Annotated in this window: 25 protein-coding genes and 3 pseudogenes; 5 read left to right on the plus strand and 23 right to left on the minus strand. The window is 50.5% G+C overall.

Annotated elements, in window-relative coordinates:
- Nucleotides 1-15: 15 nt before the first annotated feature.
- A complete protein-coding gene (gene pcrA / locus DWZ60_RS14410; RefSeq protein WP_022463205.1) occupies nt 16-2,244 on the minus strand; it encodes a DNA helicase PcrA in 2,229 nt (742 codons plus the stop codon).
- Nucleotides 2,245-2,422: 178 nt separating this feature from the next.
- Between pcrA and DWZ60_RS14415 the strand changes: the two genes are divergently transcribed.
- The gene (locus DWZ60_RS14415; RefSeq protein WP_022463204.1) at nt 2,423-3,043 is read left to right on the plus strand and encodes a DUF1836 domain-containing protein; all 621 of its coding nucleotides are present in this window, start codon (nt 2,423-2,425) and stop codon (nt 3,041-3,043) included.
- 58 nt (nt 3,044-3,101) lie between these two features.
- Here the strand turns inward: DWZ60_RS14415 and DWZ60_RS14420 are convergent, their stop codons facing one another.
- From DWZ60_RS14420 to DWZ60_RS14440, 5 genes are all read right to left on the minus strand, one after another.
- A complete protein-coding gene (locus DWZ60_RS14420; RefSeq protein ID WP_022463203.1) occupies nt 3,102-3,401 on the minus strand; it encodes a YerC/YecD family TrpR-related protein in 300 nt (99 codons plus the stop codon).
- Nucleotides 3,402-3,497: 96 nt separating this feature from the next.
- Entirely contained in the window at nt 3,498-4,385 is an 888-nt protein-coding gene (locus DWZ60_RS14425; RefSeq protein ID WP_118601334.1) for an AraC family transcriptional regulator, read from the minus strand.
- Between the two features lie 21 nt (nt 4,386-4,406).
- Complete coding sequence (gene xylB, locus DWZ60_RS14430) at nt 4,407-5,876, minus strand: xylulokinase (protein WP_022463201.1); 1,470 nt, start codon at nt 5,874-5,876, stop codon at nt 4,407-4,409.
- A 124-nt stretch (nt 5,877-6,000) separates the two neighbouring features.
- Nucleotides 6,001-7,467 carry an L-fucose/L-arabinose isomerase family protein gene (locus DWZ60_RS14435; protein WP_055221457.1) on the minus strand — a complete coding sequence of 489 codons (1,467 nt, stop codon included), beginning with the start codon at nt 7,465-7,467 and terminating at the stop codon, nt 6,001-6,003.
- Between the two features lie 108 nt (nt 7,468-7,575).
- On the minus strand, nt 7,576-8,193 hold the full coding sequence (locus DWZ60_RS14440) for a DUF4867 family protein (RefSeq protein ID WP_055221409.1): 618 nt from the start codon (nt 8,191-8,193) through the stop codon (nt 7,576-7,578).
- A gap of 326 nt (nt 8,194-8,519) precedes the next feature.
- Between DWZ60_RS14440 and DWZ60_RS21305 the strand changes: the two genes are divergently transcribed.
- Nucleotides 8,520-8,699: a hypothetical protein gene (locus tag DWZ60_RS21305; RefSeq protein ID WP_330421163.1), complete on the plus strand. Its 180-nt coding sequence runs from the start codon at nt 8,520-8,522 to the stop codon at nt 8,697-8,699.
- Nucleotides 8,660-9,187 (plus strand): energy-coupled thiamine transporter ThiT, encoded by a 528-nt coding sequence (locus DWZ60_RS14445; RefSeq protein ID WP_442857801.1) that lies wholly within the window; start codon nt 8,660-8,662, stop codon nt 9,185-9,187. Before DWZ60_RS21305 ends, DWZ60_RS14445 begins: the two co-directional genes overlap by 40 nt.
- Nucleotides 9,188-9,258: 71 nt before the next feature.
- Here DWZ60_RS14445 and DWZ60_RS14450 read toward each other — a convergent pair whose 3' ends face one another.
- The 4 genes and pseudogenes from DWZ60_RS14450 to DWZ60_RS21310 form a co-directional block, all read right to left on the minus strand.
- Entirely contained in the window at nt 9,259-9,978 is a 720-nt protein-coding gene (locus DWZ60_RS14450) for a SpoIIIAH-like family protein (protein WP_243030613.1), read from the minus strand.
- 13 nt (nt 9,979-9,991) lie between these two features.
- On the minus strand, nt 9,992-10,561 hold the full coding sequence (locus DWZ60_RS14455; RefSeq protein ID WP_117762190.1) for a stage III sporulation protein AG: 570 nt from the start codon (nt 10,559-10,561) through the stop codon (nt 9,992-9,994).
- Nucleotides 10,562-10,565: 4 nt separating this feature from the next.
- The gene (locus DWZ60_RS14460; RefSeq protein WP_022463195.1) at nt 10,566-11,120 is read right to left on the minus strand and encodes a stage III sporulation protein AF; all 555 of its coding nucleotides are present in this window, start codon (nt 11,118-11,120) and stop codon (nt 10,566-10,568) included.
- Between the two features lie 26 nt (nt 11,121-11,146).
- Nucleotides 11,147-11,296 (minus strand): annotated as a pseudogene (locus tag DWZ60_RS21310) (DUF6783 domain-containing protein); the annotation flags it as partial.
- On the opposite strand from DWZ60_RS21310, the pseudogene DWZ60_RS21315 reads away from it, so the two are divergent.
- Nucleotides 11,225-11,821: pseudogene (locus tag DWZ60_RS21315) on the plus strand (DUF6783 domain-containing protein); the annotation flags it as partial. The pseudogenes DWZ60_RS21310 and DWZ60_RS21315 overlap by 72 nt on opposite strands.
- A gap of 87 nt (nt 11,822-11,908) precedes the next feature.
- Here DWZ60_RS21315 and DWZ60_RS14475 read toward each other — a convergent pair.
- The 13 genes and pseudogenes from DWZ60_RS14475 to DWZ60_RS14535 all read right to left on the minus strand — a co-directional run bounded on the left by DWZ60_RS14475 (nt 11,909) and on the right by DWZ60_RS14535 (nt 21,450).
- Entirely contained in the window at nt 11,909-12,481 is a 573-nt protein-coding gene (locus tag DWZ60_RS14475; protein ID WP_158576409.1) for a stage III sporulation protein AE, read from the minus strand.
- Nucleotides 12,468-12,851 (minus strand): SpoIIIAC/SpoIIIAD family protein, encoded by a 384-nt coding sequence (locus DWZ60_RS14480; protein WP_055221401.1) that lies wholly within the window; start codon nt 12,849-12,851, stop codon nt 12,468-12,470. Before DWZ60_RS14480 ends, DWZ60_RS14475 begins: the two co-directional genes overlap by 14 nt.
- A gap of 29 nt (nt 12,852-12,880) precedes the next feature.
- Entirely contained in the window at nt 12,881-13,093 is a 213-nt protein-coding gene (gene spoIIIAC / locus DWZ60_RS14485; protein ID WP_119221934.1) for a stage III sporulation protein AC, read from the minus strand.
- 7 nt (nt 13,094-13,100) lie between these two features.
- Nucleotides 13,101-13,616, minus strand: coding sequence for a stage III sporulation protein AB (locus DWZ60_RS14490; RefSeq protein WP_119221936.1), 516 nt, complete (start codon nt 13,614-13,616; stop codon nt 13,101-13,103).
- On the minus strand, nt 13,616-14,455 hold the full coding sequence (gene spoIIIAA / locus DWZ60_RS14495) for a stage III sporulation protein AA (protein WP_330422356.1): 840 nt from the start codon (nt 14,453-14,455) through the stop codon (nt 13,616-13,618). Before spoIIIAA ends, DWZ60_RS14490 begins: the two co-directional genes overlap by 1 nt.
- A 224-nt stretch (nt 14,456-14,679) precedes the next feature.
- A complete protein-coding gene (locus DWZ60_RS14500) occupies nt 14,680-15,231 on the minus strand; it encodes a 4'-phosphopantetheinyl transferase family protein (RefSeq protein WP_119221938.1) in 552 nt (183 codons plus the stop codon).
- 82 nt (nt 15,232-15,313) lie between these two features.
- Complete coding sequence (locus tag DWZ60_RS14505) at nt 15,314-15,820, minus strand: SEC-C metal-binding domain-containing protein (protein ID WP_055221393.1); 507 nt, start codon at nt 15,818-15,820, stop codon at nt 15,314-15,316.
- A gap of 111 nt (nt 15,821-15,931) precedes the next feature.
- Nucleotides 15,932-16,408 (minus strand): Lrp/AsnC family transcriptional regulator, encoded by a 477-nt coding sequence (locus tag DWZ60_RS14510; protein ID WP_055221452.1) that lies wholly within the window; start codon nt 16,406-16,408, stop codon nt 15,932-15,934.
- Nucleotides 16,409-16,416: 8 nt separating this feature from the next.
- The gene (locus DWZ60_RS14515; protein ID WP_243038345.1) at nt 16,417-17,766 is read right to left on the minus strand and encodes a hemolysin family protein; all 1,350 of its coding nucleotides are present in this window, start codon (nt 17,764-17,766) and stop codon (nt 16,417-16,419) included.
- A 25-nt stretch (nt 17,767-17,791) separates the two neighbouring features.
- Nucleotides 17,792-19,168, minus strand: a pseudogene (locus DWZ60_RS20960) (aminopeptidase).
- A gap of 305 nt (nt 19,169-19,473) precedes the next feature.
- Entirely contained in the window at nt 19,474-20,181 is a 708-nt protein-coding gene (locus tag DWZ60_RS14525; protein ID WP_055221390.1) for a DnaJ domain-containing protein, read from the minus strand.
- A gap of 6 nt (nt 20,182-20,187) precedes the next feature.
- Nucleotides 20,188-21,027: a DUF5685 family protein gene (locus DWZ60_RS14530; RefSeq protein WP_055228501.1), complete on the minus strand. Its 840-nt coding sequence runs from the start codon at nt 21,025-21,027 to the stop codon at nt 20,188-20,190.
- Nucleotides 21,028-21,048: 21 nt separating this feature from the next.
- Nucleotides 21,049-21,450, minus strand: coding sequence for a hypothetical protein (locus DWZ60_RS14535; protein WP_022463182.1), 402 nt, complete (start codon nt 21,448-21,450; stop codon nt 21,049-21,051).
- A gap of 191 nt (nt 21,451-21,641) precedes the next feature.
- Here DWZ60_RS14535 and DWZ60_RS14540 point away from each other — a divergent pair, with 191 nt between their 5' ends.
- Nucleotides 21,642-21,878 (plus strand): hypothetical protein, encoded by a 237-nt coding sequence (locus DWZ60_RS14540; RefSeq protein ID WP_055264772.1) that lies wholly within the window; start codon nt 21,642-21,644, stop codon nt 21,876-21,878.
- The last annotated feature ends 120 nt before the right edge of the window (nt 21,879-21,998 follow it).

The following is a 21,998-nucleotide window of genomic DNA, read 5'->3' on the forward strand; positions in this document are numbered from 1 at the left end:
ACGCTCTCGTTCTCCTTATAACTTTTTCAGTTTTGCAAACGAAGCAAACATTTTCTTCGTACCAGCCTGGTCGAAGTTGACGGTAACTTCATAATCTCTTCCGCCGTCCACGATATCCGTGACAATGCCGACACCGAACTTGATATGGCGCACCGTATCCCCGATTTCGTAATCGAGTTTCGTCGCCTTCTGCGCGCTGAAGGTTTTCGCCTGCTGCGGCTTCTCGCGGAATGCCTGCTTCATCGCCGCATAGACGCTGCCTCTCGTCGGAATGTCCATCTTCGGCTTCCGGTCTTCGATCTCCCCGCGCTCCCGCTCCAGGGAAATCAGCTCCCGCGGAATCTCTTTGACAAAACGGGACATCTTGTTGTACTGCACTTCGCCGCGGATCATTCTCTGGCGCGCACACGTCAATGTCAGATGCTGCATCGCACGCGTGATGCCCACGTAGCAGAGACGGCGCTCCTCCTCCAGCTCCGACGGATCATCCCCGGTGATCGTCATGTAGCTTGGGAAAATACCATCCTCCATGCCGGCAAGGAATACGTTCGGGAACTCCAGTCCTTTTGCGGAATGCAGTGTCATCAACAGCACGTAATCGCTCTCCTCATCCACCGAGTCGATATCAGACACCAGCGCAACCTCCTGCAGAAAACCACCGAGAGATGGCTGTTCGGCGCTCTCCTCATAATCCGCAATCTTTGAAATCAGCTCGTCGATGTTCTCGATGCGGGCTGCCGCTTCTTCGGTTCCCTCCGCCTGCAGATCTGCTACATAGCCGGTCTCCTCGATGATTTCATTCAGCAGCTCTTTGACCGACAGATAATCTGCTTTCGCGCGGAGTACCTGTAAAAAGGACGTGAAGGATTTAATCTTATTTAAAGACCGCATCAGCCCCGGCACATACTCGGCCTCGAGAAGCGCATCGTAGAAACGGATGCCCTGCTCTGCCTCCCAGTCCTGCACTTTGTTGATCGTCGCCGCTCCGATACCGCGCCGCGGAACGTTGATGATACGCAGTACCGCAAGGTCATCCTCCGGGTTCTCGATCACACGCAGATACGCCAGCAGATCCTTGATCTCGCGTCTCGCATAGAAGTTGACACCGCCCACGATTTTATATGGAACATTTGCAAGCAGCAGTTTCTCCTCAAAAAGACGGGACTGTGCGTTGGTACGGTAGAGAATTGCATAATCACGATACTTCTTTCCCTCCGTGCGGACGCCGCGCGTGATTTCTCCTGCCACGTACTCCGCCTCCTCAAAACCGCTCTGGAACTGCCGCAGATCGATCAGGTCACCCTCCGGGTTCTCTGTCCACAGGCGTTTTGCTTTTCGTCCCTGGTTATTCGCAATCACTTCATTTGCCGCATTCAGAATATTCTGCGTAGAACGGTAATTCTGCTCCAGTTTAATGACCTTCGCATCCGGGAATACATGCTCAAAACTCAGAATATTTTCAATATTCGCCCCGCGGAATTTGTAGATTGACTGGTCATCATCGCCGACAACGCAGAGATTGCGGTATTTTGCCGCCAGAAGGCTTACAAAGCGGAACTGAACCGTGTTGGTATCCTGATACTCATCGACCATGATATAGCGGAACTGCTCCTGATAATAGTCGAGCACTTCCGGGAACTGCTGGAATAATTTTACGGTCTGTACCAGCAGATCATCGAAGTCCATCGCATTGTTTTTCTTTAACTCTGCCTGATACTCCGCATAAACTGCCGCATACTTCTGCAGCTTCCAGTCGATTCCCGCGTCAATCCGGTACTGGTCCGGCTCAATCATCTCATCCTTTGCGGACGAAATTGCCGCCATGATCGCACGGTCGCGGTACAGTTTCGGATCCATCTGGAGCCGTTTCATGATGTCCTTGATCAGCGATTTCTGGTCATCGGTATCGTAAATTGCAAAATTGTTGGCGTATCCCAGACGTTCAGCATGGCGGCGCAGAATCCGCACGCAGCTGGAATGGAAGGTGCTGACCCAGATCCGCTCCGATCCGTATCCCACGATTTTATCGACACGCTCACGCATTTCTCCGGCGGCCTTGTTCGTAAAGGTGATCGCCATAATATTCCACGGATTGACGCCTTTGTCCCGGATTAGGGAGGCGATGCGGTGCGTCAGTACCCTCGTCTTTCCCGAACCGGCACCTGCAAGGATCAGAAGCGGCCCTTCGGTGTACTCCACAGCTTCCATCTGCATCGGGTTTAATCCTGTTTCTGTCTGATTCATGTTCTTTCTCCTTCATCTGCTTCGAATCTTTTCACATGCATCTCAGTATATAACAAATCCGCCCCGGTTACAAGTAAGAACGAACATACGTTGCATTTTTATCATGGAAACTTTTTTCGCAAAGTCCTTGCTATCTGGTATTAAAAACTATATAATGGGAACAGTGAGGTGATAACAAATGACGATAGACTCAGATAAAATTCTTCATGATTTACTGAATTCACTGGATTCTCTCGAAGGCATCCGCCCGGGGGAAATCCCGAACATTGCTTTATATATGGACCAGGTCACGACCTTTATGGACGCACAGCTCGCTTCTTCGCGCCGCTTCGAGTCCGATAAGGTTCTGACAAAAACAATGATCAACAACTATGCAAAAAACAAGCTGCTCCCGCCGCCGGTCAAAAAGAAATATTCGCCGGAGCACATGATGCTTCTGGTTTTTATTTACTACTTTAAAAACATCCTCTCGATCACGGATATCCAGACACTGCTCGCCCCGATCACCGATCGGTATTTCGGCACGGAGAGCGGCTTTTCCATCAAAGATATCTACGACGAAATTTTCCAGATGGAAAAAGAAGAAATTGCATCCGTAAAAGAAGATCTTCTGAAAAAAGCGGATGTATCCAAGTCCATGTTCGGCAGCTCACCGGAGGAGGACCGGGAATTTCTCCAGCTCTTTTCGTTTATCTGTCTGCTGAGTTTCGATGTCTATCTGAAAAAACAGATGCTCGAGCACATGGTGGATGAACTGGCATCCCTCGCGGCGCCTTCTGATCCGAAAAAGAAAAATTAAGAACAAACGTGTAATTAAAAAAGACGGCTGCGTTGGAATCGCACCGTCTTTTTTGATTTTACACATTTTCTTTCTTTTCCATCCGTTCAAACACCATCTCATATCCGTCGTTTCCATAGCTTAAGGAACGGTTCACGCGGCTGATCGTCGCCGTGGATGCTCCCGTCTTTTCGGAGATTTCCAGATACGTTCTCTTCTCCCGCAGCATTTTCGCCACTTCAAACCGCTGCGACAGCGAAAGCAGTTCGTTGATGGTGCATACATCCTCAAAAAAAGTATAGCATTCTTCCTTATTCTTCAGACACAAAATTGCCTCAAAAAGCTGGTCTACTGCTTCTGAATGAAGTTTCTTGTTCATTTCAAGCCCTCCTGTACGAAAATTAAGTCCCCATCTCATTCTTATAACTCGGAATACTACCATTTTAGCACAGTAAAGTGTGAAATACAAGTCCTTTTATCCCTGCATCAGCAAAGCCTGTACCATCGACTCCCGCTGTCTGCGGTAATCGCTCGGCGAACAGGCCTTTACCGTCTTGAAGGTACGGTTGAAGGCACTTAAAGAAGAGAATCCGGAATTCATCGCCACATCCGTGATACTCATCTTTTTGTCGTACAGAAGCTCCTCTGCGCGTTTGACGCGTTTAGAATTGAGGTACTCATAGAATGTCATGTTCATGTACTGCTTGAAAATTCTGGTAAAGTGGAACTTGGAAAATCCGCTGACCGCAGCTACTTCCTCGAGAGAAAGATTCTCCATGTAATGGACATTGATATAACGGCAGGCGCTTAAAACAGCCTCTATATATTCCTGCTGCTTCATTGCCCCGAACGTATTCTGCGCGTTGGCATCCGAAAAGCCCTTGCGGCCAAACTCTGAAAAAAGCTCTTTGAGGCCGGTGCAGATTCTGTGCGTCATCACTGCGCCCTCATTATCGTATTCCCGCACCAGTTCCAGAATCTGGCTGCGTAGAAACAGATAGAAGGGATCTTCCTCATCCTCTTTTTTGAAGTAGATGGCCGGAAGCCGCAGGAAAATCGTTTCCATTTCTTCCTGATTCTCCACACAGCCCGGTTCCACCAGCATGACAATCCGTTCTCCCTGGGATACGAATCTCATTCCGTGTACAACGCCGGAATTGATCATAATGATGTCGCCCTCTTTGAGATTATAGCTGTCTTTTCCGACAACAACCTCATATTCGCCTCTGGTCGGCATGATAATTTCAATTGCGGTATGCCAGTGCTCCGGATAGCCTTCTGTCACGGTGTTGTGAAAGATTTCAAACGCCGGCGGGTTTGCTGCATTCCGGTCAAATGTTTTCCCATGTTCCACTTTCTTCATCTTATTTCTTACCCCTTTTTATTACAGCAGCTCTGTAAACAGATCTTTTACGGTCGGATAAATCTTTGCAAATTTCTGATACTGGCGCTCATATTTCTCAACCAGTTCCGGTTCCGGCTCGATGGTCTCTGTCACACGAACAATTTTTTCTGCCGCCTCTTCTACGGATGAAAAGACACCGCAGGCAACGGCTGCCAGCATGGCTCCGCCAAGTGCCGGGCCTTCCTCGGACTCAATACGGTCCACTTTGATGTTCAGCACGTTTGCGATCATGCGTCTCCACAGCGGGCTCTTTGCACCGCCTCCGCAGATTTTCGTTCTCTCGATCTGGATGCCGAGGGATTTTGCTACCTCAAAGGAATCGCGGATCGCAAAGGCAACGCCCTCGAGAACAGCCTGGGTCATATCCTCTCTTGTGGTGTCCATGGTCAGGCCGATGAAGGTTCCTCTTGCATCCGGGTTGTTGTGCGGGGAACGCTCGCCCATCAGATACGGCAGGAAGAAGACATTATTCTCGCCAAGTTTTGTGATATTCTCCTGCTCTTTTGTATATTCTTTTGTGCGGATAATTTCATCCATCCACCATTTGTTGCAGGAAGCTGCACTCAGCATGCATCCCATCAGGTGATAGTGGCCGTCTGCGTGTGCGAATGCGTGCAGGGCATTGTGGCTGTCTACGCCGAATTTGCTGCTGGAAATGAATACGGTTCCGCTTGTACCAAGGGAAACGTTGCACATGCCGTCGCCTACGGTTCCGGTTCCGACTGCGGCTGCTGCGTTGTCTCCGGCTCCTGCTACAACTTTACAGGTCTCTGGCAGTCCAAGTTCTGCTGCTACTTCCGGTTTTAAGGTTCCGACAGCGTCAAAGCTCTCATGGAGCTCCGGCAGCATCTCCAGGGAAATACCGCAGATTTCTGCCATCTCTTTTGACCAGCATTTGTTCTTGACATCCATCAGAAGCATGCCCGATGCATCGGAGTAGTCGCTTACGAATGCGCCGGAGAGACGGTATGCCAGGTAATCTTTTGGAAGCATGATTTTGCAGATTTTTGCGAAGTTATCCGGCTCATTTTCTTTCACCCAGAGAATCTTCGGTGCGGTAAAGCCTGCAAATGCAATGTTTGCGGTATACTCGGAGAGTTTTTCTTTTCCGATTACGGTGTTCAGATAATCGGTCTGTTTTGCGGTACGGCCGTCGTTCCAGAGGATCGCCGGGCGGATGACGTTATCGTTCTCATCCAGGATGACAAGGCCATGCATCTGGCCGCCGAAGCTGATGCCGGCTACCTGGGATTTGTCTACGTCTTTTACCAGCTCGCGGATTCCCTCTTTGCTCTGCTCCCACCAGTCTTCCGGTTTCTGCTCAGACCAGCCTGGATGCGGGAAATACAGCGGATACTCTCTCGATACAATATTTACAATTTTGCCTTCCTCGTCCATCAGAAGCAGTTTGACAGCGGAAGTACCAAGGTCAACACCAATAAAATACATGTCGAATCTCCTTTTTCTACTCTTTTTCAAAAAGGGCGGCAGCAGACCTAGATCTCTGCTCCGCCCTTTTGCTTATGCGTTACTGCATATCTTTCTTATTTTTCAGTGAATCTTCCGGAACGGATTAGCCCCACGGATTCTCTGTCGGGTAACGAACACCCTTCGGCTGGTTGTAGCCGATCTCATCTACTTCAACACCGAGCATTTTAAATACTTCGAATAACGGTTTTCCGAAGTGTCCGAATGCTACTGCGCCGTGATGCGGATAGTTTTTCTCTACCAGTACGTGACGGTAGAATCTGCCCATCTCCGGAATAGCGAAGATACCGATGCTTCCGAAGGAACGTGTTGCTACAGGAAGAACCTCGCCCTCTGCGATGTATCCGCGCAGTTTTGCGTCAGATGTGCTCTGCAGACGATAGAAGGTGATGTCTCCAGGAACGATATCTCCCTCGAGGGTACCCTGTGTTACTTCTTCCGGAAGGGTTCTTGCCATGATCATCTGATATTTCATAGAGCAGAATGCCAGTTTGGTGGAAGCGGTATTTCCGCAGTGGAATCCCATGAAGGTATCTTTTAAGGTGTAATCAAATTTGCCTTTGATTTCGCTCTCATACATATCCTTCGGAACGGTGTTGTTGATGTCGAGGAGTGTTACGGTGTCTTTGGATACAACGGTTCCGATGAACTCGGACAGTGTTCCGTAGATATCTACCTCACAGGATACCGGGATGCCCATCTTGGTCAGACGGCTGTTGACATAGCAAGGAACGAATCCGAACTGTGTCTGGAATGCCGGCCAGCATTTTCCGGTCAGGGTTACGTATTTTCTGGATCCTTTGTGTGCTTCGATCCAGTCTAACAGGGTGATCTCGTACTGAGCCAGTTTCGGCAGGATTTCCGGTTTCAGGTTTCCTTCGCCGAGCTCTTTTGCCATATCTTCTACGACTGCCGGGATTCTCTCATCGCCTGCGTGTTTGTTGAATGCTTCAAACAGGTCAAGCTCGGAGTTCTCTTCGATTTCTACGCCGAGGTTGTACAGCTGTTTGATCGGTGCGTTACATGCCAGGAAGTTGGTCGGACGCGGTCCGAAGCTGATGATTTTCAGGTTCTTAACAGCTACAACTGCAGTTGCAACCGGTACGAAATCTTTGATCATGGCTGCTACGTCTTCTGCATCGCCAACCGGGTACTCCGGAATGTATGCGTGCAGGTTGCGCAGTTTCAGGTTGTAGCTTGCGTTCAGAACGCCGCAGTATGCATCGCCGCGTCCGCCTACAAGGTCGTCGCCGGTCTCTTCTGCTGCTGCTACTACCATGCAAGGTCCGTCGAAGTATTTTACAAGCAGGGTTTCCTCGGTCTCCGGTCCGAAGTTTCCAAGGTATACAACAAGTGCATCACACTCTGCTTTTTTCAGGTCTTCGAGTGCGTTCATCATGTCGATTTCATTCTCGACGATGATTGGACATTCGTAGATTTCTCCGTCGTATGCTTTTACGACTGCTTTTCTTCTGTTCTCGGAAAGGCTGTTCGGGAAGCAGTCACGGCTTACTGCAACGATACCTAATTTGATTTCCGGTGTATTGTTGATCATTTTTGAAGATCCTCCTTTTTGGGTTTTCTTGGTTTTTGGTTTCTTTTTATGTTCAGAACTGCTCTTTTGGGGCAGTGTTTCTGATTTCTGGTTTTGTCTCTGGTTTTATTTTACCGAGAGGTTTTCTCCTTTGATGCCTGCTACGCTTCCAGCGATGTTTGCATCCGGGTGGCTTAAGAGCCATTTGTTTCTGGCGAAGAGCAGGTCGTCTTCCGGGGTGTGTTTTTCTTCCAGGGTGATGTCGGTATTGGTTCCTTTTGGAAGTACTACGACGCATTTGAAGCCGCTGGCTGCCACGTTGCATGGTGCGTAGTGGAGGGTGGTTGCGTAGACTTCAATGGTGGTTCCGGCCGGGATTAAGAAGGCCTCCATTTTGGATGAGTCGTAGGTGTGGTCTTCGGTGATGTCCTGTTCTTTTCCGAGGATCAGGATCAGGTCGGTTACGGCGATGTTAATTTCGCTGTCGCGGTGGTATTCTACGGCGTTCAGTAAATGGTTGTGGCCGTTGCAGTAGCCGATCTGGATCGGCATGCCGCCGTAGAGGCTGTCGGATACGGACTGGGCGCTTTTGCAGGCTTCGAGGCTTTCAATGGAAGGCTCGTAGACTACGTCATCGGGACATGGGGTCTCGGACATGGCGGTGATGATGTCGCTGACGTCGAGGTCTTTGATGACTTTGCCGTACTGGCGGAATGCTTCGTCTGTTACTTTCAGAATCTGCATTGTTTTGGTGCTCCTTTCGTACAATTAGTTTAATGATTGAACTAATTGTAATATAGCACTTGTATGTACTTCTTGTCAACATGTATTTGGATGAAAAAACGGACGGGTTGACAAATAAGGGGGAGGTTGGTATACTTTAATACGTTAAAATAATAAGACGCTAGGGGAGCCTTTGGCTGAGAACGTGGGACAGGGATAAGCTCACGGACCTCACTACCTGAACGGGATAATTCCTGCGTAGGGAAGCTGGAACGTGGTTTCGGATGTGATTCGGGACTGTGTTTTTATGTGAGCCCCTCCAAGCGGAATGCGAAGGAGGTTTTTTTATGAGTTTTTTTGTTACTGCTGACGGCGGACTGACGACGGCCGGTTATGTTGGATGCGTGGTGCTGATGGTGGCGCTGGTGGTGATTGCTTCGGTTCTTTCTGCTCAGAAGAGTAAGGGGACGGGAATGGATGCAAGGAGCTGGCGTTTTGTGCGATGGGGATGGCGCTGGCGTTTGTGACTTCGTATGTGAAGGTGTTTGAGCTGCCGTACGGGGGATCGGTTACGTTGTTTTCGATGCTGTTTATTGTGCTGATTGCGAACTGGTATGGGGCGAAGACGGGTATTCTCGTTGGTTTTGCTTATGGACTGCTGCAGTTTATCCAGGGGCCGTATGTGCTGTCGCTGTTCCAGGTGTGCTGTGATTATGTGTTTGCGTTTGCGGCGCTGGGTGTGGCCGGATTCTTTGGAAAGAAGAAAAACGGGCTGCTGATCGGGTATATTGTGGCTGTGCTGGCGAGGGGATTTTTCCATACGTTAGGCGGATATCTGTACTGGATGGATTATATGCCGGAGAATTTCCCGCAGTCTTTGAAGGCGCTGTATCCGATTATTTACAACTACAGCTATCTGCTGGCTGAAGGTGTACTGACGGTGATTCTGATCTCGCTGCCGCCGGTGAAGAAAGCACTGCAGACGGTTGCAAGAACGGCACATGGTGCAAATTAAATAGAATTACGTGAAAAAATCCGGGAACGCATGATTTTGCGTTTCCGGATTTTTTACGTGGATATCAAAATTTACTGAGCACTCTCCTCTGCGGCTGTGTCGGCGGCGGAACTCATGGGGGTGATGACGATGTTTTCTACGCCGATTCCGGTTTTGCGGGTTACGATGTCTTCGATCTGGGCACGCTGTTCCTCGGTTACTTCTTTCATCGGAACGACGATGTCGGCGGTTTCGCCGGTCAGGTTTACGACGACATCGTTGAAGCCTTTGGCTTCGAGGAGGAGTTCGGTTGCCGACTCTTTTTCTACGAGTTCCGTCATTTCCACCATGCTCTGGACGGCGCTCTGGCGCTCGGTTTCGGAGAGGTTGGTGTTGTTGATGATTTCGTTTAAGGTGTCTTTATTCTGGGAACGGATCTGTTCCCGGTCGATTCTGGCCTGGGCCATGTATGTAGATGCCCCGGCAAGGACAGCCTCTCCCGGTGTTTCTGTGATGGTCCGCGAGGAATCGCCAGCGGCTCCGGCGTCCACCTCATCGGTGATGTCGGTGTCAAGGCTGGAGATGTCTTTTAATACGGTGCTTGTGTCTGCGGTGGTTCCGTCTGCCGTTCCTTTGGTGGACAGGGTGCTGTCCGCATAGTTGATGTATCCGGCGACGGCAATCATGATCGCAAGGGCGGTGATGATGACCTGGTTTTTCCGGAATTTTTTCTTTTTCCCGGCCGTCTTTTTCGGCGATGGTGTCTCTGCCATTTTCTCAGGTGCATTCATTTCCTGTTCTAATTTTTCCACGCATTTGACTCCTTTACTTCATTTTGACTACTTTAATCTTATTTGCGCCCACCTGAAATAATGCCATCACGGCCTCCTGAATCTCCTGTATCGTCACCGGGTTTCCCCCGCCTTCTGCGATAACGAGCACGCCGCGCACCGCCGGGTACTCCTCGGAAACCACATACGGTGTCTCGGCCCCGTTCTGTGTCTTTTCATAGACAGTTGCCTCATCCTGCGACGAGGATGTAACGCTTCCGGTCTCCTCTCCCTTCTTGTTTTCCTCCGTTGTGCTCCGCGTTGGGACATCTTTTTCCACAATCTTTTTTCCTGTGGATTCCAGCGTCACCACGACGTGCACTGCGCCCACACCGTCCATCTGGGAAAGTGCGTCACAAAGGCGCTGTTCCATCTCCTCCTGCACCGAAAGTCCCGCATCCCCCGCCGGACGCACAGCCGTCTCCTGCGGCTGTTCTGTCTCCTCACTGGTCTTTTTTGTTCCCGTCGGCAGCAGCAGGACAACGCCGATTGCCGCCAGCAGGAAGTACAGCATCCACTGCTCCTTTTTCTGTTTCCGGAAAAACGCCGCTGCCTTTTCCCTCATAGGCCTATTCCGAAATCTCTACCATAATATGCGCCGGATCGGTTCCGTAGACCTCACTTAAAACACTTTTGATCTCTGTCAGCTTTTCATCGAGCATTTCCCGCTGTTTTTTCTGTTCTTCGCGGTAAATGCTCGTCTGCCGCATCGGCGCTTCAATGCGGATCTCTTTTGCCTCACCGGTGTTTCCCGGCTCCAGCGTTACCGAAACGGCTGCCCCCGGAATGCCGCTCTCTGACAGATACATCCGGATCTGGCGCTCCGTCTCTTTTTCCCAGGCGCCCACGTAATACTGTTTTTCAAAGCTTTCTGCACGAATCTGTACATTTTCCATTGCTGCTGCCTCCTCTTCCAGCGTCAGACGGTCGAGCGTCTGCGCCATTTTCTGCTCCAAACCTCCCGCTTTTAGCACGGGCTGGAAAAAAATCAGTACCATCACAATTCCAAGAAAAAACTGAACCGGCTTCTTGTCCTCCTTCTCCGGGATCAGGTTCAGCACAGTTGTCATAAAAATCAGAAAAATTGAAATATTCTTAAGCCACTGCAGAATCTCTTCTACCATGCCGCCTCCCGCCGCTGCCTGCCCAACTATACGCTAGAGCGTGTCTGAAAAACCATTTCCGCAAGCTGCAAGCCCCACTTTGCGGTATATTTTACCCTCATTCGGTTGCCGTAGCCCGCTACGCCGCCCTCATTCGGATAAAATATACCGCAAAGTGGGACTCGCAGCTCACGAAAAGCCTTTTTCAGACAAGCTCTAGGAAAAAGTTCCCGCCAGGATTGCAATCGTCAGCAGAAACAGGACTTCTACGGTCAGAAGGAGACGCAGAAGCATCGCATATCCTTTTCCTGCCGCCGCAAGACATCCCGCGATCCGCTTGTCCGAGACGGGCTGCGCCGCCGCGGCGAGAAGGCGGAAGGAAAGACCCGAAACGAGAAGCTGAACGGCGGGAACCATGCCTGCTGCGAGCAGTACCAGCATTGCCGTCACGCCAAAGCAGTTGCGGATCAGCACCGCGGAGCCTGCCACCAACTCGGTTACAGCATTCACCGCATTTCCGATGCCGGGAATCATTCCGGCAGTCCGCCAGAGTGCCATCTGCCGCAGGGAATCGAGCGCCGGTGCGATCAGATTCCGGATCATCTGCATTCCCACAAGTACGCCGAGCGACGATTTTAAAAGGCCGTTCACACAGGTTTCCAGCAGCTCTGTCATATGGGACAAAATCTCCTCGCCGGAAAGATCGTTTACAAGGGCGATGAGCAGATAGATATGGATCATCGGGAGGACGAGGGCGAGCAGAAGCTTTTCGACAGCCAGAATCACTAGAAGGAGCATCTGATAAAACATCACGGCTGATGATGCACCACCGGCGGCCGCGGCGCCAGATAGTAGGATGGCGTCAGAATCCGCATAAAAGCGACCAGCGATGTGATGACAGCTTTCAGGTTTTCCCCGCTCGACTGGAAATTTTTCAGAATCAGTGCAAGCGCAAGCAGATAGACCATATAAAAACTGGCGTCCCTGACCTGTTTTCCTTCAAAGAGAGAGGAAAAACTGCCGAGCACCGCGCCTGCCAGAACGAGGAGAAACAGCTCCTTCATCAGCCCCTTCTGCGCAAGGAATGCTGTTTTGGCACAGGAGAGAACGGCATTTCCGGCACGGAAGGTGCGGAAGGGATCGCCATCCTGCAAAAGAGAACGCACCGTACCGGCAAAAGAAAACTGCTGGCTGGACAGCAGGCTGTCCACTTCCTGCTGGATTGCATCGAAGTCGAGTTCTGCAAGAAGTTCGTCCTGCGCTGCTGCTGCCTGATCCGTTTCGGTATCCGCTGCTTCGATTTTCTGCGTTCTTCCCGTTCCGAAAATGAGACACAGAAAAAGCAGCGCCATGCCCCATCCGGCTTTTTTACAGAAAATCATGAACCGTTTCCAGCAGAGCGAGCAGCACTGGCATACTGACGGCAAGGACCGCCAGGCGGGCGAACAGTTCAATCTGCCCTGCAATGGAAGAATAGCCCGCATCCTTACAGATCCCGGCGGAAAACTGTCCCACATACGTGATCCCAAGCATTTTCAGCAGCGTATTCAGATACGATGAGTCCACCGGGAGATACGATTTCATTTGTGCGAGCATGCCGAGCAGATACTGCATTTTTCCGACGGTCCCGGCAAGAATGCAGAGGCCGGCACCGACCGTCACAAGAAGGGCAAATTCCGGCTTTGCTCCCTTTACTGTAATTCCAAGCAGCACGCCCGCCGTGCCAAGCGCAGCGATCCGAAGTATATCCATATGATCCCCTCCGTTTTTTCTCCCTGCTCTTAAATTGTAAACAGTTGTTTGATGTCCTCAAACAGCGCGGAAATATAGGGAAGAATCCAGAACAGCACCAGCACAAGACCGGCAAGGCTTGCAAGAAATGCCTGTTCTTCCCGGCCGCTGTGTTTTAATACCTGGCACAGGACCGACACCAGAATCCCGACTGCCCGATTTAAATAGAATCCCGACCTCCACGCCTGCTCCTCCGTTTTCAGACACGCCCTAAACCAGAATCAAAAATAAAAAAAGGCCTCCCATGATTCCAAGACTCTGACAGAGCCTCTTCCTTTCCGGCAATCCTTTCTGCAGTTCCGCGATCCGCTGCACAAGGTGTGCCTCATACCGGTCCAGATTCGCCTTCTGCATGGCGCGGTCCCCGGTGCCAAGGCTGCATCCGGCCTCCTGCAGCTCTTCTTTTTCTTCTTTTGTAAGGCGTGTGTCCGCCAGGTGGACTGCCGTATTCTCTTCCAGAATCGCCGGCAGTGTCTTTCCGTCCGGGCGGCGCATATCCTCGGAAATATCCTGTAAAAAATCCCGGTACGGATCCCGCATCCGCCTTCCCGTCTCCCAGAACGCATCCGGCAGCGGGGAAGCCGCCGTCACAATCTCTCCACGCAGATACTGGATAATTTTCTGCAGTGTTTCCAGATCTTTCACATGGGCCGACAGCGCCGCACTCTTTGCAAAGCCGATCCCGACGCAGGCAAGAGAAGCCGCCAGTAAAACTGCAAGCCGCATCACAGAAACGCCTCCCTTCGGTACAGTGTCGTTCCTCTTCCGTCAAAAATAGCCTGTACACTTCCGGCGTGGGGTTTCGCATCCAGCACGATGTACCGCTCGAAAACGTGGGATTCCACGAGGCGGTTCAGGAGAGGCTTCTGCTTCATATCCTCCATGGAATTGCCATGCACGGTCGCGAGCAGCTTGCACCCGCAGTTAACGACGGACTCGATCGCACGGATGTCCTCGCCCGTTCCGATCTCATCGACTGCCACCACATCGGGCGACATGGCGCGGATCAGCATCATCATGCCCTCCGCCTTCGGACAGCAGTCGAGCACATCGGTGCGGATGCCGACATCATTCTGCGCAACGCCGAGATAGCAGCCTGCGATCTCGCTCCGTTCATCGACCACACCGACGGTCAGCCCCGGATACGGCGACTCCCCGTCCGAAATCTGGCGGATGATATCGCGCAGCATCGTCGTTTTGCCGCAGCCGGGTGCGGAGACAATCAGGGTGTGCAGGAAACGGCCGTCTTCCCAAAGGTACGGCATCACTCGGTCCGCGCAGCCCTTTTTCTCATGAGCAACCCGCACGTTGATGCAGGATATATGGCTGATGCCTTTCACCTTTTCCCCTTCGATTACCGTCTTTCCGGCAATGCCGATCCGGTGGCCGCCCTCCACGGTCAGAAAACCCTGCCGCAGTTCATCCTCGTAGGCGTAGAGGGAAAAACTTCCTATGTAATCCATCGTATCGCGGATATCCGTCGGTGAGACGGGATAACCTTTCTCCCACTCCCCGGTCAGTGCTCCGTCCGGGGTCAGAAAGTACTCCTGATCCTTTGCGACCACCAGAAGCGGCGCGCGGTCCGCAGACGGATTTCCTGCAGGTCATCGGCCAGCAGATCTGTGTTTTTCAGAATTTTCCGTATATTCGCAGAAAACAGGCGCAAAAGTTCCCTTTGCTCCTGTTTTTTCTCTGGCGTAACAATATCCTTTTGTCTTCCTGTCCTTTTCATCTTCACCACCTCTTATCGTTATATATATGAGATGGCGGGACAGGTTATGCACAATTTTTATGGTTCTATTCTTTTCATGCAGATTTTCACGGGCTCCGCTGCCCAGACGGCGCCTTCATATCCTTTCTCCGGACTGAAATGCATGCAGAAGCCCTCTTTCTTTTCCGTTCCAAGAGAACCCGAAAGACCGGTTCCCCTCCACTTGCCGTAGCTCTCCTCTTCGGTCCAGATCCGGAAAAACAGCGTTTCAGCATTCTCCGCTGCGGCAAGGCGTTTCTGGTCTTCGGCGGAAAAATACCGTTCTGCCATGCGCTCCCAGGCAGCGCGGCGGTGCTGCTGCAGATCCATGCCGATCGGAATGGAAGCAAAAGCGCAGGCAGCGTATTCCCCCGAATGAGAAATATTAAAACAGATCTGCGGATGCCCCGGCAGGTACGGTTTTCCGTGCGCATTCCGTTCGATCGTTATCTTTTCTCCATCCAGCCCATACTGTTCCTTCATTCCCATCCGGAACAGCTCCCATCCGCACTGCGAGAGTTCCCGTTCCAACTCTTTTTTTTCGCCCTCCGGCTGTGTAATTTTTTTCAGATAAACTACCGTCTCCTGCATCCTGCTTCTCCCTCTTCCTAGAAAAAGAGACCGCGAAGCCTTTCAACTTTCGGCTCCCCGGTCTCTTCTCGAAAATTCTTTCTTATGCGTTTTTACCGCAGCAGTATTTGTATTTTTTTCCGCTTCCGCACGGGCATGGATCGTTTCTTCCGATTTTTTTGCCTTTGATTACAGTGCCGGATTTTTTCTGCTCCATGTAAAGCGTTTTCTTCTGCTCTTCTGTGAAGATCTCATCCCACATCGGCAGGTTGTACAGCCAGTCTGCTTTTGCGTCTACCATGTTTTTGTACAGAAGCTCTTTATCGTAAGCCAGTGTAACAACGGTATCCTCTTCCATCTCCTCGATCGGGTTCGGGATCACAAGGCTGTCGTTGATGCCGTCAAGGAAACCAACCATGGTCATAACGTCCACTTTGTATTTCTCTGCCAGCTCTTTTACGGTTCCTTTTACCACTTCATCCGGGTTGGAAAGAAGCTGCTCGTAAATGTTTTTCTCAATCAGGAAATAATTGGTCCAGAACTGCTGGAGCTGTTTTTTGTCTGCTTCCTGATTATAGGCGATATCACGCCAATTCTGTAATAAACTCATGTTATTATCCATCCTTTATCTGTTTCTCTGAGCGCGTTTTTTCGCGCCGTCCCCCTAGCGGGATTCCGGTTTTTGTAACACGCTTTAGTATATCGGAAAGTCCGCAGAAAATCAACCTTTTTCTTCTTCCTGCTCCAGAATCGGGATTCTGGTATCGCCGAGCGGAATTCCTCTGTGTTCCACCGATGTAGAGAACACGATCTGCGTCTTCGTTCTTCCAAAATGCTGAAGCTGGCCGATAAACTGATCCAGCTCAGATGTTGTGTGGAACACAACCTCCATCAGCATCGAATAGTCGCCGGTCACGCAGTTGCACTCGATCACATTCGGGCAGTCGGTGATGTACGGATAGAATTCCTTTTTCCGCACCGGCTCAACCTCCAGATTGATGAATGCCTTGATCCGATAGTCGAAAACCTCCGGGTTCACACTCGCGCGGTAGCCGGTGATCACCCCGTCCTTTTCCAGGCGGTCGATTCTCGCCGAAACCGTCGGCGAAGTGAGACTTACCTTGTCTGCAATACTTTTGAGCGGAAGCCTTGCATCTTCCTGCAGCAGTTCCACAATTTTCCGGTCTGCTGTATCCAGTTCACGTTTCATTCCCTCTCCTTACGTTCCTCCTGCTCTCCTTTTTCCTTCGGAGGCAGTTTCCTTACCACCGTATTTTCCACGCGGTGCTCTTTGACCCGCATGACCTTGATCCAGAGATCGTCGGTCTCGAGTTCAAACTGGCTGCCGTCATCCGGAACCGCGCCGAGTTCCCCGAAAATGTAGCCGCCGAACGTTTCATATTCATCGACCGGCAGTTTGATCTTCAGTTCCTCCGCCACGTCATCCAGCGAGGCACTTCCCATGATTTTCCAGGTGTCTGTGGAAATCAGCTCAATTTCCGATGGCTGCCCGATCTCCGCCTCATCATTCAAGTCCCCGACAAGCTGCTCGATCAGGTTACGCACGGTGATAATTCCATCCATGCCGCCGTACTCATCCAGAACCACGGCAAAATAGTTGCCGGTCTTTTTCATGTTCTGGAACAGCGTGGCAGCCTTGATGTTTTCAGGAACAAAATAAGGCTGTTTGATTGCTTCTTTCATGACATGATCGCGGTCCTTGGTGCGAAGCCGGAAATAATCCTTGGCATCCAGAACGCCGATGATATCGTCTACGCTTTCGCCGCAGACCGGATAATACGAGTGGCGGCTCTCATGGATGAGCTGCTCCCACTCCTCGACCGAGTCTTCCAGCCACAGAAGGTCCACATCGGTTCTGTGGACACAGATTTCGTCGATCGTCAGATCATCGAATTCAAATACGTTCTGAATCATATCTTTTTCTTCGTTGTCGATGGTACCTTTTTCGCTGCCGGCATCTACCATCATCCGGATTTCTTCCTCTGTTACCTGATCGTCGTCCTCATTCGGATCGATCCCCAGAAGGCGCAGGATACCGTTTGTCGATGCAGTCAGCAGCCACACAAGCGGTGCAAACACTTTCGAAGCACCGCTTACAAGACCGGAAATCCCGAGCGCAATCTGCTCAGCCTTCTGCATTGCAATCCTTTTCGGCACCAGTTCGCCAAAGATCAGGGTGATGTAAGATAAAAGCAGCGTAATCAGCACAACGGCAATCGCATCCAGTGTCTTTTCCGGAATCTTCATACCCGCGTCCACAAGAGCAGAAACGATTCGATCCGAAAAATTTTCTGCTGCAAAGGCACTTCCGAGAAAACCGGACAGAGTGATGACCACCTGTATCGTTGCAAGAAAACGGGATGGCTGTTCCGTCAGATGAAACAGCTTCGCCGCTCTTTTGTTTCCCTCCTGTGCCATTTTTTCCAGTTTAGCGTCGTTGCAGGAGACCACAGCGATCTCCGCGCAGGCAAATACCGCATTGACCGCTATCAATACGACCTGCAAAAGAATACTGCCGACTATGTCACTGTCCAAACGTTTCAAACCTCCTCAATATTATTTATGCGTTTTTCAAAAATGCCACATAGGCCTTCTTGGCCTCGTAAACATCTGCTTTGCTGGTTACTTCCCATGGACATGCATGCTGAGAACCGGTACACCGGAATCAATCACTTCCATACCGTACAGAGACATGATGTAGGCGATGGTTCCGCCGCCTCCGACATCAACTTTACCAAGCTCTGCTGTCTGCCAATTTACTTTTGCATCATCAAAGATAGCGCGAAGAGCTCCGACGTACTCTGCATTGGCATCGTTTGAGCCGCTCTTTCCGCCTGCTCCTGTAAATTTGTTAATTACGATACCTTTTCCGAAGAAGGCTGCATTTTTCTTCTCAAATGCTGCTGCATACAGCGGATCAAATGCTGCGCTGACATCAGAAGAGAGCATTCTGGAGGAAGCAAGGCATCTTCGAAGGGCCAGTTCTGTTCCCTCGCCTGCAAGTGCAAGCAGCTCTGCCATGGTGTTTTCGAAGAATGAGACTGCATGCCGGTTGCTCCGACGCTTCCGATCTCCTCTTTGTCTACGAGCAGGCAGCAGGATGTCTTCTCCGGTGCTTCCACCTCGAGCATTGCGACAAGAGAAGTGTATGCACATACACGGTCATCCTGGCCGTATGCAAGGATCATGCTGGCATCCATACCAAGCTCGCGTGCTTTTCCGGCCGGTACGATCTCAAGCTCTGCGGAGAGGAAATCCTCTTCTTCGATGCCGTATTTGTCGTTTAAGAGTTTTAAGGTCATGGCTTTGACTGCCTCTTTCTCAGTTCCTTCGAGCGGCTGGCTTCCGATCAGAAGGTCAAGGTTTTCGCCCTCTACAACAGTGTTTGCCGGTTTTGTCTGCTGCTCTCTGGAGAGGTGGATCAGAAGGTCTGTCACGCAGAATACCGGATCGTTGTCATCCTCACCGATCACAACATCAACGACTTCGCCGTTCTTTTTCGCTACCACACCGTGGATGGCAAGTGGAAGGGTTACCCACTGCCATTTTTGATACCGCCGTAGTAGTGGGTATCGAGATATGTAAATCCGTTGTCCTCATACAGCGGGTTCTGTTTTACATCGAGACGCGGGGAATCGATGTGTGCGCCGAGGATATTCATACCTTCGGTCAGCGGTCTTGTTCCGATCTGAAACAGTGCGATGGCTTTTTTCATGCATACGGCGTAAACTTTGTCGCCTGGTTTTAATGCACGGTTTTCTTTTACGTAAGTGTCAAGGTTTACGTATCCAGCCTCTTCCGCCTGGCGCACGCTCTCTTTTACGCACTCGCGCTCTGTTTTTCCGTTGTCCAGGAATGCGCGGTAGCTGGCGTTTAATTTTTCCAGCTTTTTCATATCTTTTTTGTTGTACTCATTCCATGCTGTTTTTCGTTCCATAGCTTTTCTCTCTTTCTGTTTTCTTTATCTGATCCGTGCCGTATTTTTCTGAATCTAATCGGGCTTCCGGTCATGATTGCGATCTCTTTCATTATAATCTGTTTTGACAGGAAACACAAGGACTTTCGATGTACGGAAAAGACAAGGAAGACCCCGCGGCGGACCGTTTTTTGCGGCCGCAGCGGGGTCTTTAAGGGGAGGATAAGTATTTCCTTATTCTTCTTTTGTCTGTCTCATCGAACAGGGGAATTTCGATGATAGTCCTATTCTCCCCGGTATTTTTGTTTTTATACACTTCGTTTTCATCAACAGCAGAAAAATCCTCTTCCGCCGCAGCAACAGCAATTGCAGATGGCATTGATTGCCATACATTCACAGCACCATTTTCCGAGATCACCTGCACTTCTCTCGTAGCCGTAGCCGCTTCCCATGTCGGAATACCACTGGCCGCTGCCCTGGAGCTGGTTTAAAAGCTGCTGGTACTGCAGATTCTGCGGTTCTAATTTGACTGCCATCTCGGCATCCTGCACGGCATTGATGTTGTTGCCGAGGCGCGAATTTGCGATCGCATGCAGGAAATACCATTTTCCGCTGCGGTCGGAAATGTCGTTCAGCACGTTCATCGCCTCGCGGAAGTGGCCGCTGTTGATGTAGTTGGCTGCCGCCTGCAGCCGCATTTCCTGCTCGGAATTTCCATAATCATTCCGTGCGGAGCCGCCGTTTCCGTACGCGCCGCCGAATGGGTCGAAGCCGCCGAACGGGCCATAGCCGCCGTAAGCATCTCCGCCATACGACGAACCTCCGCTCTGGTACGAGGTGCCGTGCTCGCGTTCATCCATGATCTGTTTGTACGCCTGCTGCACCTGTTTGAATTTTTCTTCTGCTTCTGCTTTATTCGGATTATTGATATTGGCATCCGGGTGATACGTCCGGCTGAGTTTTCGGTATGCTTTTTTGATTTCATCGTCCGAAGCCCCGCGGGACACGCCCAGCACCTCATATGGATCTGTCATCAGTCTTTATTTCTCCTCTTTTTGGCGCTCTTTTGCGCTTTTTCGCATTTCGTATTTTTCCCAGATACCAGCATACAATATATTTCGCAGAATGTCTACATTTTCCAGGATCGGAAGTTTTTCAAATGCACGCGACGCTTCCGCCGTCATCATCAGCAGGATTTTTTCTGCGGTTTCCTCGAAGTCCGGCTGATCTGCGATGGACAGAAACGGGTTGTAGTTTCCGCTCTTTTTATCTTTTTCCACGTCATCAAGCGCATCCATCAGGTAAATGAATTTTCCGATGTAAAAGCCGACCTGGCGCAGATCATCGCTCCAGATGTCCTCCTCCGGAATATAGATCTCCGCCATCACCTCTCCGGTATAGCCCGCCGCAAGATCGAGGTCTGGATTGTTTTCCTTCTCGCATGCATGCAGCTTTTCGAGGTAATCCTGCACTGCTTTCGTCTGGCGCGGATACGATGCCTCGATGCGTGTCACAGATTTTTTCAAAGCCTTTGCCGCTGTAAACGCCGCGTAGTTTTTCTCGTCCTCCCAGTCATCCAGCAGATTGTAATAGGCGAGCAGCACGTTCATGTCTGCGCAGTATTTTGTGTATTTGTTCCGCAGGCATTTATGTTTTTTGCCGGGATGAAGAAAGCAGTAATGCTCCTCTTCTTTTGTCTCACATTCATAAAGCCCGGTCAGCAGGATGGAAAGAAATGTCATATCAAACGTCAGCATCGCCTGACCCTTTTTTCCATACGCCTCTTTGATATCCTGACACAGACCGCAGTAGTATGCCTGATATTTGTTGTAATCTTTGACTTTCAGGTCATCCTTTCGGATGGTCACATAACCAAACATGAATCGCACTGCTCCTTTTTATCAGGTGTTTTTGATGAATTTTGTTCCGCATTTCGGGCAGCGGATCTCGATGTGGCCTTTTCCTTTCGGCACACGCACCTGCTGATGGCAGGACGGGCAGCGGAAGTAGCAGTGCTCTTTATCCTTGAATGCACGGGTTCCGCCTCGGAAGAATCCGACGACGCGGTTTTTCAGTTCCAGGAATTTCTGGTTTTCCGCATACCGTTTGGAATGGTTCTTGGACATGATGCGCACATCCGCCCAGACGATCAGGACGAGTGCCAGGGTGTAGATAAGGGAGCTCCGTACAACCGCTCCGAAAATCATCATGGCAACTGCCGCCCACATCATAAAATTGCCCAGCTGATCGATGCCGTAGCGGCCGTACATCAGGCGGGAAAGTTTTTCTTTCAGTTTATCCATTTTGTTCTCGTTTCTCCTTTTTCAAAGTATATGCCAATACTCTATCCCTTTTGAGGGAAAAAAGCAATCGAAAGCGCCATTAATTTTTTCTAAAAAATTCTTAAAACTTGCGGTGGATGTTTCTTTTCAACTGTGCTACACTTGGTTATGTTTCTTTATATTTTATTTTCAGTAAACGATCGGAGATTTTTATGAAACGACTCAAACAGATCGGCGCCCTTCTCTCCATCGCGGTCCTGATCGGATTCGGGCTTGGCGCCATGATTTTTGCGTTTATCGACACGCCGTTTGCACACAAGGCGCTGACGGTCTGCCTCTACTGTGCAATTACCGCACCAGTGCTCATCTATGCCATGATGCTGGTTGCCAAGGTTCTGTCGCACCGCGATGAGAACGACAAATCAGACAAAGGAGAAAAACAGTCATGATTGATACCATTATTTTTGATGTAGGCCGCGTACTCGTCAACTGGGACTACGAGTCCTATCTGAAACGCTTTGCTTTCGGTCCGGAAAAGACGAAAGCAATCGCCGCCGCAACCTCGAAGC

Source organism: Blautia sp. AF34-10 (genome assembly GCF_003477865.1).
Classification (GTDB): Bacteria; Bacillota; Clostridia; order Lachnospirales; family Lachnospiraceae; genus Fusicatenibacter; species Fusicatenibacter saccharivorans.